The organism is Lysinibacillus sp. G1-3, from assembly GCF_056322905.1.
In genome coordinates, this window is sequence record NZ_JBWHYQ010000015.1 from 1 (window position 1) to 17,066 (window position 17,066).

General features: G+C 31.9%; 16 protein-coding genes. 12 read left to right on the forward strand and 4 right to left on the reverse strand.

Going from position 1 to position 17,066, the window contains the following annotated elements:
* Positions 1-146: 146 nt before the first annotated feature.
* Positions 147-731 (reverse strand): S-layer homology domain-containing protein, encoded by a 585-nt coding sequence (locus ACVYAD_RS16425; protein ID WP_476427163.1) that lies wholly within the window; start codon positions 729-731, stop codon positions 147-149.
* Between the two features lie 39 nt (positions 732-770).
* Positions 771-905 (reverse strand): S-layer homology domain-containing protein, encoded by a 135-nt coding sequence (locus ACVYAD_RS16430; RefSeq protein ID WP_476427164.1) that lies wholly within the window; start codon positions 903-905, stop codon positions 771-773.
* Here ACVYAD_RS16430 and ACVYAD_RS16435 point away from each other — a divergent pair.
* The 7 genes from ACVYAD_RS16435 to ACVYAD_RS16465 all read left to right on the forward strand — a co-directional run bounded on the left by ACVYAD_RS16435 (position 870) and on the right by ACVYAD_RS16465 (position 8,325).
* The gene (locus ACVYAD_RS16435; protein ID WP_476427165.1) at positions 870-1,622 is read left to right on the forward strand and encodes a rhomboid family intramembrane serine protease; all 753 of its coding nucleotides are present in this window, start codon (positions 870-872) and stop codon (positions 1,620-1,622) included. The genes ACVYAD_RS16430 and ACVYAD_RS16435 overlap by 36 nt on opposite strands.
* Complete coding sequence (locus ACVYAD_RS16440; protein WP_476427166.1) at positions 1,597-2,052, forward strand: hypothetical protein; 456 nt, start codon at positions 1,597-1,599, stop codon at positions 2,050-2,052. Before ACVYAD_RS16435 ends, ACVYAD_RS16440 begins: the two co-directional genes overlap by 26 nt.
* Positions 2,053-2,496: 444 nt before the next feature.
* A complete protein-coding gene (locus ACVYAD_RS16445; protein ID WP_476427167.1) occupies positions 2,497-3,204 on the forward strand; it encodes a DUF5986 family protein in 708 nt (235 codons plus the stop codon).
* Between the two features lie 21 nt (positions 3,205-3,225).
* On the forward strand, positions 3,226-4,392 hold the full coding sequence (locus ACVYAD_RS16450) for an XRE family transcriptional regulator (protein ID WP_476427168.1): 1,167 nt from the start codon (positions 3,226-3,228) through the stop codon (positions 4,390-4,392).
* Positions 4,393-4,666: 274 nt separating this feature from the next.
* Positions 4,667-5,452, forward strand: a complete 786-nt coding sequence (locus ACVYAD_RS16455) for a hypothetical protein (RefSeq protein WP_476427169.1) — start codon at positions 4,667-4,669, stop codon at positions 5,450-5,452.
* A 535-nt stretch (positions 5,453-5,987) separates the two neighbouring features.
* On the forward strand, positions 5,988-6,839 hold the full coding sequence (locus ACVYAD_RS16460; RefSeq protein WP_476427170.1) for a hypothetical protein: 852 nt from the start codon (positions 5,988-5,990) through the stop codon (positions 6,837-6,839).
* Position 6,840: 1 nt separating this feature from the next.
* Positions 6,841-8,325: a hypothetical protein gene (locus tag ACVYAD_RS16465; protein ID WP_476427171.1), complete on the forward strand. Its 1,485-nt coding sequence runs from the start codon at positions 6,841-6,843 to the stop codon at positions 8,323-8,325.
* Positions 8,326-8,608: 283 nt separating this feature from the next.
* Here ACVYAD_RS16465 and ACVYAD_RS16470 read toward each other — a convergent pair whose 3' ends face one another.
* Positions 8,609-9,955, reverse strand: a complete 1,347-nt coding sequence (locus tag ACVYAD_RS16470; protein ID WP_476427172.1) for a DNA/RNA helicase domain-containing protein — start codon at positions 9,953-9,955, stop codon at positions 8,609-8,611.
* A 62-nt stretch (positions 9,956-10,017) separates the two neighbouring features.
* Positions 10,018-10,425: a hypothetical protein gene (locus ACVYAD_RS16475; protein WP_476427173.1), complete on the reverse strand. Its 408-nt coding sequence runs from the start codon at positions 10,423-10,425 to the stop codon at positions 10,018-10,020.
* Positions 10,426-10,711: 286 nt separating this feature from the next.
* Between ACVYAD_RS16475 and ACVYAD_RS16480 the strand changes: the two genes are divergently transcribed.
* The 5 genes from ACVYAD_RS16480 to ACVYAD_RS16500 all read left to right on the forward strand — a co-directional run bounded on the left by ACVYAD_RS16480 (position 10,712) and on the right by ACVYAD_RS16500 (position 16,561).
* Positions 10,712-11,020, forward strand: coding sequence for an HNH endonuclease (locus tag ACVYAD_RS16480; protein WP_476427265.1), 309 nt, complete (start codon positions 10,712-10,714; stop codon positions 11,018-11,020).
* 19 nt (positions 11,021-11,039) lie between these two features.
* Entirely contained in the window at positions 11,040-11,285 is a 246-nt protein-coding gene (locus tag ACVYAD_RS16485) for a hypothetical protein (protein WP_476427174.1), read from the forward strand.
* Between the two features lie 404 nt (positions 11,286-11,689).
* On the forward strand, positions 11,690-13,216 hold the full coding sequence (locus ACVYAD_RS16490) for a hypothetical protein (RefSeq protein WP_476427175.1): 1,527 nt from the start codon (positions 11,690-11,692) through the stop codon (positions 13,214-13,216).
* A 2-nt stretch (positions 13,217-13,218) separates the two neighbouring features.
* A complete protein-coding gene (locus tag ACVYAD_RS16495) occupies positions 13,219-13,749 on the forward strand; it encodes an ABC-three component system middle component 1 (RefSeq protein WP_476427176.1) in 531 nt (176 codons plus the stop codon).
* Position 13,750: 1 nt separating this feature from the next.
* On the forward strand, positions 13,751-16,561 hold the full coding sequence (locus ACVYAD_RS16500; RefSeq protein WP_476427177.1) for an AAA family ATPase: 2,811 nt from the start codon (positions 13,751-13,753) through the stop codon (positions 16,559-16,561).
* Positions 16,562-17,066: the final 505 nt, after the last annotated feature.

The following is a 17,066-nucleotide window of genomic DNA, read 5'->3' on the forward strand; positions in this document are numbered from 1 at the left end:
TCATTTTTATAATTACGATCGTTATCAGAAACGATTAAACGGCTTGAGTCCTTTAGAATTTAGGGCTCAAGCCGCTTAATACATTTTTTATTATTTCCGCTGTCTACTTGACGGGGGGCAGTTCAAATTTTGAGCCTGGGCTTTTTTTATTGTCGTATTTTTACATCTTTAAATGTGAAATGTTTACCGCCAAAACTAAAAGTAAAAGTAGCAGTGTCTCCTTCGACTATGGATGGCTTAAAGTACTGAATGTTTGTTACTGTACCATCTAAAAAATTTATTACTGCAGGTGCATCCTTAGAGCCGTATTTTTCTTTCATTTTATAATTAAACTCAAAATCATATGCATCTTTGTCATTTATTTTTGTTGAAGCATCATATATTCCGCCGCCATAAACACCGTTATTAGTATAATGAACAATAACCCTTAAAAATTCCGAGGTTAAATAAACATCTTCAACTCTGATTCTCAAATCCCCATTAAAATCATAAGGAGAATCTAAATAATCCCAAAGGCGTTCTTCGGAGATTGTTATTTTTTGTTCAGTTGTTGTTTCTGACGTGTTATTCTCTTGTTCAACCTGGTATTTAATTGTCCTTGCTAAAAAAGCTGAAATGTGAGCACGTGATAAGTTGTCCTCTGGTTTGAAAGTGCCGTCATTGTATCCTGTTGTTATGCCTGCAGCAGCTAATTGTTTAACTGCTTCATATGCATAATGTCCTCTTGGCACATCATTAAAAGTTTTATTTCCTTTAGGTGGGTCAAATGCTCAAGCGATGAACGCTGCCATTTGACCACGCGTTACTTTTGCTTTTGGTTTAAAAGTATTATCTCCATATCCATTAATAATTCCTGCCTCAACAGCTGATTGTATATATCCGCTGTTTTTATTAGATATAGGCACATCACTAAATTTTGTAGTGCGACACCGTCAAGCCCTGTAGCTTTAGCTATCATAACTGCTACTTCTACGATTATTTTTATAACCGTATTATTACATTTATTAACATATGTGTTAGGTGATGGAGCAACGGATTATGAAACGGCACGTAGGTTTGGTGCATTATATTCAGCGAATAAAGATTGGTCGGAGTTTCCATATTTACTTACAGCAACTTATCAGCATATTGGTGGAATGATACATATAATGTTAAATATTTCGTTCATTATCATATGTGCACCATTCTTAGAGGAACTATATGGTACATTTAAATTTGTGTTGCTTTATAATTTGACGGGAATTGCTGGTGGTTTAGTGACGCTAATATTTGAGACGAATGTTATTTCCTCTGGAGCGTCCGCCGCTGGATATGGAATGTTAGGGATTTATATTGCACTGATTGTGAAGCAACATCAGCAACTTTCTAGCGTGAATCGCCAATCAATAATTAGCATGCTCATCATAGGAATTATTATGACATTTACTGTACCAAATATATCAATTACAGGACATTTAGGGGGTTTGATAGCAGGAGCATTGTTAGGAATGTTCCTTTCTACTAAACATAATACCAAAAGAAATACAATTGCTAGTATTATTAAAACTTTAGTTGTAAACGTTTTTACTGTTGGTTGGATTGAATATTCCGGAAAAAGTGATAACTTCACGAAGTTTTTCTGATGTAATAAATGAGATTGGGTTAGAGGGCATTATTGACGGCAATAATCAATCTCCTTTTTTATCTTCATTTCATAGTGTAAATGATGAAGTAAAATGGATTTCTAATTATTGTAATAATTATTTCTATAAATCAAGCAATACATTGTTGCAGGCATATAATGCTGGAATTTCGGGGGATGCTACATCTGCATTAGAAACGATAGAAACTACTTTACAAGAGATTAAGAGACAAGCAGCGGAAGTACAATCGCATTCAGGAATAGTAGAAACTCAGAATGTGCAACAAGAGTTATTATCACTTTACCAAAATTTAGAACAGTCCGCTTATACTCTTAAGGAAGGTTTGAAAACGATGGATTATTATCTACTAAATCAGTATGTACTTGAAAATAATTCGCTTGTAGAATCATCCAAATCATTTTTTAAATAATCTTCAAAGTTTATATTAGAAGAATTCGTTTTAGGAAAGCTTTTTGGCGTTAAAAAGAGTTTTTTTCTTTGTATATGGATTAAAATTTATCAGTTTTGCAACAATACTGTTATACCGAGTTCTTCTTCTGAAAAAATTAATAATCCTAGCTTTTCTATTGTTTGATTATTCAGTATAAGGATTTCTGGTTCAGTATTTTAAAACTCATAATTTATAAATGATTTCCCAAAGGAAAGGGATATTGCTCAGGGGTTAACTATTGAGTAATATCCTTTTATAATGCCTTCAATTTTTTAATAATGGTGCAATTAGTTAATGAATTTGTTAGATAGGATATTTGATAGTATCGATACCTTAATAAATGTTTTTTATAACTATAAAACTAGCGAAGTTGACTTTTTTTGAATATAATCTAAAATAGTATGTATGATAGGAGGTTGGAAGATGATAAGTTTAGAAGATAAAATTTTAAAAGATATTGTAAACGGTTTAGTTTATTCAGACCCGGAAATGCGCCAGCTATATTTACAATCTATTTTAAATGAATCTGGTAAAGGTACTCAAAATAGTTCACATCAGCATAAATGGGATTTAAAATATAATACTATTTTAAAAATAGCTGAGAAGTTTGATTTGAAATATTGGAAAATTAAACGTGGAAAGCTTTGGGAAGCATTATCCATTGTGGGTCCTGAAAATGAATTATATGTGTTTTTTGCAGAGAAAAATTTACAGAAAATTATATGTAATGGCAATGATAGTCATTACCTGAGATTATTAAATTTATTTAACGGGCATTATAATATGATGAGTCAATTATCTGAACAGACTTCGTTAAATTTATTTGCATCAAATAAGCATGAAAGCAAATTTGACATCGATGAGGCAAGGGAAATGCTACAGTTATTTGAAAAAAATCCATCTCGAGTTATAGTTTTTGGGTTCGATGTATCTTTTATTTCTACTGTCAGAGCTTACGTTTTCAACGCCAAAAATCAATTAGTTTGGGAACAAGGATTAACACAGCTAATCGATACAAACTATCAATTAGTATTAGGAAATGATAATGTAAATGCTGGTACTAAGGAAAGTAAAATTGAAAAAGACCTTAAAGAGCCAGCTAAAAAGAGAATTGTACAATTGAAAAAATAGAAATAGTTTGGAGATAGCATTATGAGAAAGATATTTAATGGACAACGACTAAAGGAAGCGAGACTTTATAACAAGTTATCGATTACTGATTTAGCAGAGAAGTTAAATGTCACAAAACAAATGGTTTCTAAATATGAAAGTGGTAAAAGCGATCCTAGTTTTGAAAAATCATTACTACTGACTGATATACTAGGATATCCCAGAGAGTTCTTCTATTCAGAAGAAACCTTTACCATAATTAATGAAGGCACTTTTTTTAGATCACGTTTAACTGCAACTCAGAAATCAAAAGAGCCTGCTACTATTTCTACAAAGTATTCTGTAATAGTAAGGGATTTTTTAGAACAGTTTATTGATTTTCCAGAATTACTAGATCGCTCAAAGTATGAGTTAATGGATAATTATGAAGAAATTGCTCTAGATATTAGGGGAATGACGAGTTTAGGTACTGCTCCAATACATGATATTGTAGAGGTAGCGGAATTGATGGGCTTCGCTGTTATAAATATGGATTATCAAGAAGATAAGGTAGATGCATTTAGTAGTATGAACTCAATCAATGGTAAAGAATATTTTATTATTACTATTGGGGAAAGAAGTTCATTTTTTAGACAACAATTTAGCATTGCTCATGAAATAGGGCATTGGGTCCTCCATCAGCATTTAAACCCACAAGAATTAGATAAAGATGAATATAAGGTAATGGAAGATGAAGCAAATAAATTTGCCTCTACTTTTTTAATGCCAAGTGTCTCATTTGGAGAGGAATTAAGTGGATTAATTGTGGATGAAATAGAAACCTATTACAATTTAAAAAAGAAATGGAATGTATCAATGGCTGCTATGATAAAACGGGCGAGAGACCTTAGTTTAATCAATGCTGAGCAGGAAATGAAATTATATAAACAAATGCATTATCGAAAATGGAGAAATCCAGAGCCTTTTGATTTAGATACAAAAATGACATTACCAGTAGCATTTAAGCAGTCTCTAGAATTATTAATGGATGAAAATATTTTAAAAGGTTATGAAATACCTATGAAATTAGCGGAACAATATCAACTATATCTTACACCTAAAATGCTCGGTGAAATTTGTGGTGTTGATCCAGCTATATTTAATGATAATTCACAGTCGAAAATGGTTCTAAAGATAAAAGATTTTAAAAAGCGTAACTTGGGTTCATAATTTATGGGGCTCCGTATATGGTTATCGGTAATCATGAAAAATTTAATGATGTTTGAAAATTAATGCTATTTAGTCCGATAATAGATAGTAAATTATCGGATTAAATATTTTTAGAGTGTGTAAAAGATAAGGTGAATTGAAATTTCTGGGAAAACATTGTGGTATTTTCAAGTTATTTTCCTATATTATTTGTATTGCTTGTAGAGTTTTATTGAAAAGACTGTATTCTGTCTTAATAAATTAACCAATGTAAGAATGTAAAGGAGAAATTGTATTGGGGAAAATAAAGCATTTACTTTACTTTAATGAAATGAACAAAAATGATTATTTATTTTGTATGTGTTTATTGTTTTTGCCAATACTATTAATTTTCACCCCAAACAATAGTTCAGGGATTTTAATTATTGGTACGACGATAGTGTATCTCATCTGTTTATTAGCGAATATCCTATTACTGAAAGTTGACATGGAACATTATAAAAAGTTACCTAATGATTACAAAATATTTGTTGCATTAAGTATTTTTGTCTTGATTGGTGTAATTGTATTTCGTTTAGGAGTAGTAAATCATATAAGTGAATCTGATCAACTTTTCTATCCAATCGTTTATATAGTTGCATTTACATTATTGGCATACATGTATGGATGGTGGTTATTTTTTAAGATCTGTTTTATAGTTGTTTATTACACAATATTAAAAATGTTTTTCTTAGAGGAATCAGACCAAACCGAAAATTATTTGTCTATAAAAAAAATATCTAAATTTATAAAGATCTATGATCAAAAAAGATATTTAAATACTGCTATAATAAATTTTATTGTATACATATTTTCAGTTGGTTATTTTTATTCATGGTTAATATCTTCAATGCAGATTCAAGACCCTATTGTTGAAAGGATAATAGAATTTGCAGAAAAACTTTTTATTGTAAACTTTGGTAATACTTTAGGTTTGATTTCAGTAATAATAGCAATTTTTACAATTACTTATTCTATTCAAACAAAAATTTATGATAAAGCTGTCGAAGCATATAATCTTAATCGGGAATCGAATATTTAATAGACTGAAAGATGTTATTGATTGCTCGAAAATATTATTTATTTGAGCGCCAGTTTGACTTACGACCAGATATTGTACTTTGGGGTAGCAACGTAAGATTATTATTGATACGTAATGGAAACTATTAAAAAATGAGCCTCGTAAAAATAAAGTATTTCTCAAGCAGACATGTATCAAATGTATCCGTATGCCAAGAAGTACAATACAAATGAAATTGAATTGTTCTAATCTATCCGAAAACAAAGGTATTTTCTGGGGATGGAGCAAAATTCATTTTGTGAGTGATGATGGAATTATAGCTAAGGTGTTTTTTGTAGATTGTCTTTGGATTGAAAATAGTTTAAAGGATTAGTTGAGTACTATGAAATATAAGATAAGAAGCTGCTTGATAGGATTCAGGCAGCTTCTTTGAATTTAAATTATCTATTTAATAATTTTTAGTCAAGTACAAGAAAAACAAATTTTGGTACGAAGAACCTTTTATATTATCAAAATGATGGTAAAATAATATCAATTTATACTCTGGGGTGATTGAATGCTTAATAGTTCTTTAAAAAAAGAAGCTGTTGAAAAGTTAAAAAAAGAGGTTACTGATTATGAAAATGCACAAAAAAATGTACAAAAAGCGGCGTTGAATTTACATAATTCACGTACATCGGCATTAGAGGTAATTGAAAATGTAGAATGCTATATCAATTCAATTGCTAATACACCAAAAGAATTTGACAAGGAATTCGATGCGATTCGTATTAATACTGCAAGCTTTAAAGCATTAAGTGAAATTACGTATGATGAAAAATTAATGATAAAAATTGCAGGTGGAGGTACGGCAGCAGGTGTAGCGGCTGGCGTAGCAACAGCCGCATTTGCACCAACTGCGGCCATGGCAATAGCTACAACTTTTGGAACAGCTTCGACCGGTGCGGCAATTTCAGGATTAACGGGTGCAGCGGCAACAAATGCTGCGTTAGCTTGGCTTGGTGGTGGTGCATTAGCTGCAGGAGGTGGCGGTATGGCCGCTGGTAACGCATTATTAGCTTTAGCTGGTCCAATTGGCTGGGGCATTGGTGCAGCAAGTCTAGTAGCAGGTGGCGTATTTGCAAGCAAAAAAAATAAAGAGGCTGCGATAAAAGCGGATGAAGAAAGATTAGAAATTGTAAAAGAGCGTCGTAAAATTGATGCTGTTCAATATGAAATTGTTGAATTAAACTCTGCAACAAAAAAATTAATGAATGAATTATACAAAATGATTACGAATTTCACGAACTCTGCACAAGGTATTACTTCATTCCAACAATATTCTTCAGATCAACGACAAGAGTTAATTGCCATAATTAACAATACATCTTCTTTATCTAAATTATTTATGAAGGAAATTGGAAAATAATATGACAGTGTGGAAGGATCAAGTTATTGCAGCTGCTGTCGATGGATTTAATGTTTGGAAAAGTCAATCGATTGCAAAACAGCTAGATTCAATTGTTAGCGATTCGTTAAAAGAAAAACAAATTCAAAATGAAAACTTTGAAAAGGCGTTGCAGCAATTTACTAAAATGCGTCAGTTTTTAAATTCACCAGAAAATAATTTAGGTTCTCAAAAAACAAAGCATGGTGAGATTGCTGAAAACTTTGAGGTGCATATTCGGAACGCTAAAGCAGCTTTAAACGGTCAAGCAGATGTTGCAACGTTTGAAGGTGTAGGAAGAACAGCGCCAGAGGATTTTATTTTGAACTGCGTAAAGACGCAGTCGAAATTTATTAACGGGACGAATAATTCTTTGTCCAGTGTGTTAGAGCATTTTGATAAATACCAAGATAAGGCGATGGATTATGTAATTCCTAAAGATCAATACGATATCATTCAAGCATTGCGTAGTGGTCAAAACCCTACGGATTTAAGTGAAAAGTCCATTAGATCGATTCTACAGAAAGTAGATGAGATTGAACGTCAAACAGGGCGTTCATTTGATAATGTTGTAAAACAATCGATTTCGAAATATGATGAAGTACAAACAGGAAAAGCACACGAAACGCTTCAAAAAAACCAAGAACAAATGGTCTATGAAAATCAGCAAAAAATTAATGCAATCGATAAAGAGGCTGAGCAAAAAAAGGAGGTAGTACAAGCAAATGCTGGCCCTTCATTAAAAGAAGGAATGAAGGTTGCGGGTACTGCCGCAGCAATTAGTACAGCTGTAAGTGCATGTACAAACATTTATTCAAAAGTTAAATCTGGTACGAAGCTATCCGATTTTACAGCTGATGACTGGAAAGAGGTTGGACTACAGTCAGGAAAAGCTGGTGCAAAAGCAGGTGTTACAGCTGGTTCAATTTATGCTTTGACAAATTTAACGTCGTTGTCGGCTCCGTTTGCAGGGGCAGTTACGAGTGCTGCGATGGGAGTTACTTCGCTTTTAGTAGATCATCAAAAAGGTCAAATTGATTTAGATGAAGTCGTAACTCAAGGTCAAATTTTATGTTTAGAAGCCGGTATTGCAGCGATTGGTGGCGCAATTGGACAAACACTTATCCCAATACCGGTACTCGGAGCGATTATCGGTACAGTAACGACTAATTTCGTTTGGGGTATCGCAAAAGGGAAACTCGGTCAAAAAGAAGCTGCATTAAAGCATCACATGGATGAGTATATGGCAGGATTACTAGCAAAAGTAGATAATGCGTATCATGAAATAATTCAAAAAATAGATGAAATGTATGCACGGTTTAACACATTAATTGATGCTGCATTTGACTTCAATGCGAATAAAGCAACATTAGCTGCAGCTTCGATTCAATTAGCACAAGAAGTCGGTGTTGAAGAGTATAAAATTTTAAAAAATGAAGATGATTTAGAGGCGTTCTTCTTAAACTAAATTTGATATGGCATTAAAAATGTTGTTTTGTAATAAGGAAAATAATGCTGAGTAAGTTATAACTAGCACAATTATAGATGAAAAAGCTGCTTGATTTGTTCGAGCAGCTTTTTGTTATGAGTGCATTTTTTATTTATATTAAGTGGATTATTTTTAGTATACATGTGGCTAGAATTCTGTAAGACTGCACTGTAGCTAATATTTATTTCGTTTATTACAAATACTCACCAGGGAAAATGTCGACATTTAATTAAGGGATTTTAATAAATGGCCCTCCGAAAAATTATAGTACCGGCATTTTTAATTCATGAATGAACAAATCCCAGGTACCTTTTAATATTGGTTTATTAGGAACATAAATAATCGTCGCATCACGGCCGCGTGTTAGAAGTACTCGATAGGCATTAAGTTTCATTTTTTGTGGATTTTTAGCACCCGCTTTAGTGTAGTTGTATTGCCATTGTCCGTTATGCCAGTATAAATCTTCATCCCGATGTACAATAGCTGTATCTAACTCAAGACCTTGTGTTTGAAATTCAGTTGCAGCATAGCGTAATTCTTTACAGTAATAATCGCTATTCGGATAATTAAAATAAGCTGTCACAGGTTTTGGTAGCACATTACGTCCACCGAATGGAACTACTGGAACATGTTTTGAACGGTCTGCACCAGAAGTACATAAAATTCCAAATGTTTTATTATCGCCTGTATATAAGTTTCGCAGTTGTTCTTTTGCACGCTGTAAGTCGTTTGTCACGAAAATAGGATAACGTTGTTGTTCCAAGGGTTGCTTCAACAGCTGAGCATTTTTAATATCTTCATCAAGCAACGCATTCACAAAAGCATAATATTTGAGCGCGGCATGTGAACGTAATGAACAGTTTAAATGTAAGTATTCATGTTGTTCATAGCGTTCAGCGTTCTCAAATAAAAGGTTTTCGTGCTTTGCATGAACGGTAATACCCTGGTTTTGAATAGCTGTATTCCATAAACTTAATCCGCTTTCCTCACCTAAATGGATTTCTTGTCCATCACCAATTAATCCAATTACAACACTCCAAGGTTTATTTGCTTTTGCAATTTGAATAATGACATCTGGTTCGCTTAAATGGCTATTCATTTTTTGTGCATCCCATGCGCGCTGAGCTTCGTCGAAAATGATGATTTGCTCATGAGGCGTTTTGCCATGTTGTAAATAATCACGCTTATAACCGTAAAGGGATTGAACAAACGTCTTATTGTTGAGCGTATCTTGTAATACTTCAACTAATGGACCGTTGCCTGAAAGATAAACAGAATTTGGCGTTGCATGTGCGATCTTTAAGCCTAAAAAGGTTTTCCCGGCACCAGGTTCACCCGAAACTAAAATGAGATGGTGCGTGTTTGTTTGCTGTGCTTCCTCAATAACGGATTGGATCGTATTATATACATCATCAAAGTTACTGCTATCAACGGCTTTAATGCGCGGTAAGTCTTTATTGTTTAAAATGGCACGTGCCGCTTCCAGCATAGAGGGGGAGGATTGATATGTACCTTCTAAAAATTGATCTGCTGAAATTGTATTGTTCGAACTTTGTTTAATAAGCCCATTAATTAATTTGCATAAGCTATTTTGAGATGCTAAGTACACTTGGAACTCATTTTTTGGTAACAGTGTATCACTTGAATGGTTTGTCAGTAGTAATACACCTGTTACCTTAAGTGAATGCTTCTGTACTGTCGAAGGTAATGTTCGATATCACGAACATACAGGGAAGTTTGTAAATATTCCGCAGTACTGACGGCGTTATAGCTTTTACACTCAATGACAAGTACATGTCCAGGAAGTAGCAAAAGTACATCTGGACGACGACCGCTACCGCGCAAAATGGTGTATTCAAAAATGAGCCAGCCATCAAGAGTACTGTAGTTGTGGAAAATTTGCTGCAGCTTTTCGAAGCAGTCTTTCCACGCTTTTTGTTGTGATTGAATTTTTTCTTGTTCATCATGCCATTGCTGTGAACTAAGTGAACCATATACATAAGAAGTTAATGTTTGAACAAAGTCGTGTAATAAAAGTTGTAGGAATTCTCTGATTGTGCCTTTCCAGCCAAAGTTCAATGTGATCACTATCCAGTTAATAGAATAATTAAAATAGAAATTAATGTAGTTTTGAGAAGAAAAAAAGATAAGTTAAGTCATACATATAGGTAATCGCGTTTAATCATTCTATATCTTTATGCATTTATAAAATGTGTATCATTTGATGTTGATTGCTGCATAATGCGATTGAAAGTTGTCACCACTCCATTATCCGTATCTTTTCTGCTTAGTTTAATTGTACTTGAAACGTATAGGCCAGGGAAAGTTTAAAAAGTTACTGATCGAACGTAAGTGTAAATGTGCATTGTGTGGGGTAACAGATCCGCGCGTTCTAATTGCGAGCCATATTAAACCATGGAGTGCTTCGACAAATGAGGAACGGCTTGATGTGGATAATGGATTATTACTTTGCCCGAATCATGATGCATTGTTTGATAAACATTTAATTTCGTTTGATTTAAATGGAAAGATTGTGATATCTCAATCATTAGATGAAACAGCTCATGTATTTTTGAATGTAAACGATGCTTTGCGAGTTATGTTAAATGAAAAGCAGTTGAGTTATATGGAGGGGCATTACCAAAATTTAATTAATGCTATAAAAATTCAATGAATCAAAGTAGGTGTTTTATATGAATCTAACCGTAAATCAAGCAGTTTGGTTAGGGGCAGCAATGATAACGTATGAACGATTTAAAAATAATGAAGTAAAATCTATTGATGATATTGCGCTTGTTCAAACGGATATTAGAAAGAGAGCACAAAGTTTAACAGTTAATAATGTGGATAGTGCGAGGATTTCCCAGCATTTTAACGCGGATTATCAAAGCAATACACAAAATTATTTTAGAACGATGAAGGAAAAAAAAGAAGGTTAAGTTATTCCAGAGAGTGGGAGGGGAAAAAAGAAAGACCGGATTTAAATTTACAAGATTGAGCATTGTGACACCAAGTGAAGTTTTTAAAACTTGCGGCATCTATTCTTGGTGCACTTATAGGTATAAAAAAATGGGCGAAATTAAAAAAAGTTGTGCTATAGGAGCTAATGAAATTTCGCCCATTATCTGATGGGTGAAACATAGACCAATATTTTTATATAATGTATAATTTTATATAAATAAGGTTTTTTATACAGATACAAATTTTTTTTTGCTATCTAAAATTAATTTTGTTTATTAATAAATCTAAAGTTTATATCCATCAAATCGGTTTGTAATGATCATTTCTTCAATAATTGAAGGATAAGAACTAACGTAACTTTAAAATGAAAGAAGAGATAATAATGAGTTTAAATGACAGGAAATCAACTGATGTCAAACATTCAATCGCTGGTTTTTATTTCCAACTCTTAATTGCCTGTAAGGAGCTTGTTTCAATCTCTGAGCAGTTTTCAGAAGGCTACGTCGGAGTCGAATATGGTGCAGATATTAGAGTTAACAAGGGTGATGATAGTTACATTGAGGCTAAGTTCTATAAGAATGATTATTTTACAAGATATAGTGAGGCTATTAGGCATACAATATTTAATTTTTATAATACATACCTGGAGTCTGTGAATCGTGTCGGTGAATCGTTTATTATAAATACCAATGTTCCTATATCTAACAGTAATTTGGACTTCTTTAAAAACTGGAATAACAGTACTTTTCCTGAACCACTTGATTACATTAATTATATTAAGGATTGTTTAGTCTATGAGTATTTAGAAAAAGAGCCTTTTAAGGGAAAATATGCAACATTTAAAAGAAAATACGAAAATGATAATCCACATCTTAAAAGTCCTAAGGTCAAAATTGCTTTGATTAACTATTTACATGAAAATCCAAAGGACTATGCTTTATATATCCCAAAAGAGAACCTTTTAGATGATATAACAATACTTGAATTTGCAAAAAAAGTAAGTTTTGATTTCCCTGCAGCAAAAATAGAGAAATATAACAGTGTTATTCGGTTAAATAATGATATTGAAAATAAATTAACGAAACAATTTCCTGGTTTCGATTCTAAGCAGTATTCAAATATCCGTTACTTAATAATGAATGCATTTCTAAATACAACCACGAGCGCGACAAAGCATGTATTATACGTGAATGAGTTAAGTGAAATTGTAAAAGGCCATAAAGATGCAATAAATGATCTGATTGAAAATGATTCGCTTGTAAAGACTATGAAAGAAATTGAAACTGAATTAATTAAGTATGAAAATAAACTAATAAAAAAAGGATTTTCTGATCAATTAGAACATATTTTAAAAGTATTAGGTGCATGTACTGAACAATGGATTCAGGAAATACGTTTACATGGAGAGAAGAAAGTAAATAATCGTTTTATTATGAGTGCGGAACATTCATATCCATTAAACATATTGGATCTTTTTAAAGCTATGGCAGAAATTTCTTCCTCCTCGGAATCTAATCTTGGGGATGTTGAACTAATTGATTTAGAGGGAATTAACAATATTGGCTTTAATGGTTTTGGGGATTTTGTATTAAGAACAACCCCTTCTTCTAGTGATAGGGAAGATGAGGAAACCTTAATTACTTCTTTTATAGAGCATAGTTTACGGGAGTCAGAATATCTAAATGCTATAGGGGATGAAACAATAATTTTCGAGAATTCTTGTAACATATGTAAATATGACAAGAAAAGTATAGAGGAAAATATTGTAATTGATATTGCAAGACCTTACGGTACTTTAATACAACAAGGTTTATTCCAATCGTTTGAATACAAGTGTACTTCATGCTTAAAACTATTGACTCAAGACGGTGACTGTGCTTTTGCAAATAGCTTTAAGAAAGGAAAATAATAATGGATGAATTAATAAAAGAGTTGGGTTTAATCAATAGTGTGTTATTTGAAGAATTACCAAATTGTAGAATTTGTAATTTAGATAAGGATAAAATCCTGATAATTTGTGAAATAAAATTGTTAAAAGATATAGATACGGTAATCACACGATTGCCAGGGCTTAGAAGAAAAATGCTGGATAAAATTAATAATGTGAATAATAAAGAGTTTGTTCAAGATGAAAAAATTCCAATGTCTAAGTTTCTTTGGGATATGTATGTTATAGGATTAAATAAAATCGATTCGGAAAATCATGCGTTCAAGTCTTCTAGTATAGCTGAATATGAACGGGATAGATTCGTTGCAAGAAAAATAATATTACAATATGAACATTTTGATGAGTTAAAGCACAAGTTTAATCAATTAATTTTCCCAGAAAGAATTTTAAATACATTTTCTCCAATAGAGAATGATGAAGATGAAAAACCCATTGATTATGATTCTATTAGAACTCTTATAAAAAATATAGATACTTTAATAAAGGAGGACTAGTATGTATCTATCATGTGTAAAAATCAAAAATTTTAGAGGGTACGGCGAAAATTTAGAAAATAAAGATAGATGCTATGTCTATGATGATTTGGATGCTCCTTTAATCATATTTAAAGGATACAATGGGTTTGGTAAAACTTCCTTTTATGAGGCTATTGAATGGTGCTTAACAGATAATGTATATAGATTAGAAAAATTTTATGTCGGTAGTACTTACCAGGCAAATGAGATTAAGAGAAGCCATTATCTCAAGTTTTATCATCCGATACACGGGAATTCCACAAAGAGAGAAATTTATGTAGAGCTAATTTTTAGTGATGGTTTGAGAATAATTAGAACAAGTAATAGTAATGTACTACGAACAACTGAAAAAGATAAATTATATAAATCTAACGTATTAATGGGATATGAAGAATTACAAGAGGTTTCTAATGAACAGATATTGCAAGAGTTTATTTCGAAGGCTAAAAATATCGATGTATTTTTCAATACACATATGCTTGGTCAAGAAAGCATCAGTGATTTTCTTCGACATAATTCTCCTGCAAAAAGAAGAGAGATTTTTATGCAATTGTTGCAAGAAGAGGAGTTAAACTCTGTATTCCAAGAGGTTCAAAAGTATGTGAATGTAGGGAATTCGATTTCTAAGAAAAATGGTGACCTAGAGAAAAAAATAAGTGATTTCAAAAAGTCTCAGAGCGAAATAGAAAAATTTATTAAACATCTTGGCTATGATAATCTAGAAGAATATATAAAATCCCTTCAAGAACATTACTTGACAATTGAGAAGGTAATAAAAAATAGTGAGTATAGCAAAGAATTAGAATTAGATTCACTTATTCTCGATGAGGAAATAAATCTTGAGAGTAGTATTTCTTTCCTTCAGAAGGTTAGTTTTTCGCAATCAAAATGGGCAAAACAAAAAGAAACTAATAAAGTAAATAGAGAAAACTTAAAACGCATTAAAAGTAAATTAGAAACAATAAAATTGCTAAACACCACTAAAACAAATATACAAAAATCAGAACATGCAAAGAATCTGTTAGATAACAATTATAATGAACTTCAAGATAAATTAGAAGGATTGAAAAGTCTAAAAAAACAATCCTCTGATTCAATGAAAGAGTTTGAGAAGAAATTAGAAAAATTATTAACTAATAAAAATATTTTTTCCGATTTAGATTTATTAATAAAACAAACAGAGTTAAATATAAATGAAGACTTTTGGGTTCAGATCAAAAAAGAATTTGAAAGATGGATTTCTTTTAAATTAGAATATAAAAATTTGTTAAATGATAGAAAAGATTTTTTTGAAATTGATTTAGAGTGGTTTAATCAGAATAAAAAAATTTATGATGATTATCAGGCAAAGATTAAACAAAAAAGATCAAATTTAGAAGACATCCTTAAAACAAAAGATATGATTTCTAAACTTAATACTGAGCACCAACAAGTTCTTTCTCAGGTAAAAAAACTGTTAATTGTGAATCCTGATATAAATAATTGTCCAGTGTGCTTAAACGATGATTTTTCAGATATTAAATATGACATTAAAAACATTAATAACTGGAAATCTAATTTAAGTGTTTCGGATAAAATTTTAGCAATTATTGATTCTACCTTTGCCTCAGGGAATAGCGAAATTGAAGGAATAAGTATTAAAGAGAAGGAACTTATAGAGGAAATAAAAATAATTCAAGAATCACTAAAGCAACAAGTATTCGATCAATTATTAAATAAATTGGATAATATAAGAAGTGATTTCAACTCATTGTCCCAAATAGTGGAGAATGAAATTCGTAAGAAAATTAATGGATTTGATGCCAATGTTCAAAAGCATCACAAAGAGATTGATTTAATTTCAAACAAGAATAATAAACTAATTGAATCAATAAATATATTGTTCGGAAAAGGTGTAACACCAAAGTTAATTGAAAAAAATAAATTAGAGGAATTTATTAAAAATAAAGAAAATTGGTTTAAACTTAATAGTGAAAAGTTGGATATATTAAAAAGTACTGTTTCCCTAACAGAAATCGAAAGTGAAATCGCTCTTCTAGTGGAGGGGAATATTAATCAATATACTGAGGAAGATATAATAGCTACTATCAAAAAAATTAATGATATAGATGATGTTATTAATAACATTTCACAAAAATTTGATGAGATAAGTAAGTTTAAACTTCCTGCTATATATGAAGAAAATTTAAAAGAATATAATAATTTATCAGATAAAGTAACAAGTTTATCTCAAAAGAAAATAGATTTAGAGGTATATCGCAAAGAAATAACTGAAATCCATGGAAGGTTACTAGGTCAACAAAAACGTGTAGTAAAAGAACGGTTAGAGAAACATCCAATCATTAGTTGGGTGTATGAAACTATTAATCCACATCCGTTCCATAAAAAGTTACATATTACTAATACGGAAAGAGGTACAAATTTCATCGGAGAAACACAACTAGGTGATAAAATAGATCTTTATTTAGATCAGATGTTCAGTGCAGCACAATTAAATATTCTCGCTTTAAGTATCTTTTTGGGATTGGGGTTAACTCAAAAGTATAGTAAACTACAACAATTGTTTTTAGATGATCCAATTCAAAGTATGGATGATGTGAATATTCTTGCTTTAATTGATGTTATTAGAGCAATAATGGACTCTCGTTATAAGGATAAACATATTGTGATATCAACTCATAATGAAGATTTTGCGCAGTTAGTGGCAATAAAAATGAGAAATCGAGGTGTAGTTCAATATAATATTACGGGCTATACTGAGGAAGGTCCAAAAGTAGTGAAAATAAAATAAAATTATAAATATAATGTACCCTTTTTTTGTGAAAAACCAATAAGAAACTGCCTCAAAGGAAATTAAAAGGCGATTTTAATCAAATTTTATTATAAAAGATTTTAAATAACTTTTAAAAGCCTTACTACATATCAAATGTAGTAAGGCTCTTTAGTGCGCCCGGCATGCGTATGAACTATAGGGTGTGAGTCCCGGAACCCCGAAGACAGAAGTAGAGGTTAGCCAAGAGCAAGGGTGTCCGTGGCGACACGGAATCTGAAGGAAGCTGGAGGCAAAACACCGGTCCGAGGAACACGAATCTCATATAAGGCTAGGTATGATTGGATGAGTGTGCATAACAACACAAAGTCCTTTCTGTCGAAGGTCATATCGAGTAAATGAGGCGGATAGATGGTGTGAAAGTGCATACGCTTACCCGGGGAGGTCTGATGGAAGCGTGAAGTACCCTTCTTAACCTACTTGATGACAATTAGCTGAACCATCAGAAGTCAGCCGAGGTCATAAT